Source organism: Floccifex sp. (assembly GCF_051873495.1).
Classification (GTDB): domain Bacteria; phylum Bacillota_I; class Bacilli_A; order Erysipelotrichales; family Erysipelotrichaceae; genus Floccifex.
Window position 1 is genome coordinate 1 of sequence record NZ_JBJEEX010000067.1, and the last position, 1,869, is coordinate 1,869.

Sequence of the window (1,869 nt, forward strand, 5' to 3'; positions counted from 1 at the left end):
TATCCAATCGACATGATGATTTCAGATAAATGTGCTGATGCGACAGTTGAATTAAAACTCAAGTAAATGAAAAGACCGTACTTCTTATGAGCTACGGTCTTATTTTATCGTGTTCAAGGAAATAAGGTAGGCAGATATTATTGCATTGTCTTACAATATCAATTTTTATACTGCATATGCCATTCGTCTCGCAAAACTCCATATTTTACACTATCATAGTACTCCCCTTGAAAGTAACGAACCTTTCGAATTTGTGCCTCTTTCTTTAACCCTATTTTTTCAGCGAGATGCATCATTCGCTTATTTTCACTCCAAGTAGTCAAACCAATATGTTCTAATTCGGGATAACAGGTAAAAATCTCGTTTATCCACATTTTAAGAGCTTGAGTTCCTATTCCTCCATGCCAGAAATTTGAATTATAAATTACAATCCCTATCTCAAGCCATCTAGTTGATTTATCAATCCAATTTTTTGAAACCATCCCAATAGCTCTTTTTTCTACGCAGATACATTTACAAGAATCACTTAATAAATACTCTGCAATCGAACTGTGCTTAAAATTCGAAAACGTGGAATAGGGTGTGTAGTCATCAAAATATGGGGCATTCCACTTAGCCCATTCAGAATCCTTACTTGAAAAACCATCTTTCCAAATACTTTTTAAATAATATGAATTAAAAGGTTCTAAAGTTAATAATTTATTCTTCTGTATCATCTATTCTTTACCATATTTAAAAATATAAAAGAGTTCTGTTACTAACGTGATCAACCAAATAGCTGTTAAAGTGCAAGAAATAGCAAGTAGAATGTATGAAAATTGCAGATTCTCTTTAAATTGACTTGAAGCATAAATCATCAATGCAAAACCACCCCAAAAACTAAGGTTACTTATGATGTCTAACGATTTAGCTTTAGAATTTGTTTCGATCTTTTTTGCTTCAGCATCTTCTTCGACATTGTCATTAGTAGTATTTTTAATTGCATCCCTAAAATAAACATAAGTAGCAATTAGCAAAATGATAATTCCCAATATGTTCCAGACAAGAGCTCCATATTCGTGAGCTTGTATCCGCAAATAGGCTACAAATATTAACATTCCAATCATGATTATTGAAACAATCGCCCAAAGAATATTTTTGATTCTGTTTTTCATTCAACCATCCCCATTTACTATTGTAAAAATATAAAATTATGATAGATTAATGTTAAATAAAAAAATGATTAATGTAAATATAAATAAATTAAAAATGTGAAGGACATTTTATTAAGGGGGAGTAAACATGGAATTCAAAAAAATAACTAACGAAAATATCTGGGACGTTGTGAATCTTAAAGTTAAGGAAAATCAAAAAAGATATGTTGCGACTAATACGGTTAGTTTATTGGAAGCTTATGCTACACAAAACGAAAATGAAAAAGTTGAAACTTTCGCTGTATACGAAAAAGATACATTAGTTGGATTTACGATGATTAACTTTAATGTATTTGATTGGGAAAGAGCACCAAAAGTAGCCCGTAATAATTATTGTCTATGGAGATTTATGATTGATCAAAGATACCAGGGCAAAGGATTAGGCAAAAAGGCATTAAATGAAATTATTAAATACGTAAAAACAATGCCTCTAGGTAAGGGTGAAAAACTATATTTGTCCTACGTACCTGGGAATGATTATGCAGAAAAATTATATAAAGATGCTGGTTTTGTTCCTAACGGGGAAAAAGATGGAGAAGAAATTGTCTTGGTACTGGATTTAGAATAGAAAGAAGTAAAGTAAGTAATGGTTCGAGTTGAGCTAACACGATTTCGAATTAGAAAAGGTAAAGAAGAAAAAGCACAGGAATGGATGGATTTCTTAAATAGCCATCAT

4 protein-coding genes are annotated in these 1,869 nt (G+C 31.4%); 2 read left to right on the top strand and 2 right to left on the bottom strand.

Features of this window, described 5'->3' with window-relative positions; all coding sequences use genetic code 11:
• Positions 1-158 precede the first annotated feature (158 nt).
• Both ACI313_RS04105 and ACI313_RS04110 read right to left on the bottom strand, forming a co-directional pair.
• Complete coding sequence (locus ACI313_RS04105) at positions 159-716, bottom strand: GNAT family N-acetyltransferase (protein ID WP_271863104.1); 558 nt, start codon at positions 714-716, stop codon at positions 159-161.
• Complete coding sequence (locus ACI313_RS04110) at positions 717-1,154, bottom strand: hypothetical protein (RefSeq protein ID WP_271863103.1); 438 nt, start codon at positions 1,152-1,154, stop codon at positions 717-719.
• Positions 1,155-1,281: 127 nt separating this feature from the next.
• On the opposite strand from ACI313_RS04110, the gene ACI313_RS04115 reads away from it, so the two are divergent.
• Complete coding sequence (locus ACI313_RS04115; protein WP_233994572.1) at positions 1,282-1,761, top strand: GNAT family N-acetyltransferase; 480 nt, start codon at positions 1,282-1,284, stop codon at positions 1,759-1,761.
• An 18-nt stretch (positions 1,762-1,779) separates the two neighbouring features.
• The coding region (locus tag ACI313_RS04120; RefSeq protein WP_439755346.1) for a DUF6176 family protein at positions 1,780-1,869 on the top strand (90 nt) is incomplete at its 3' end.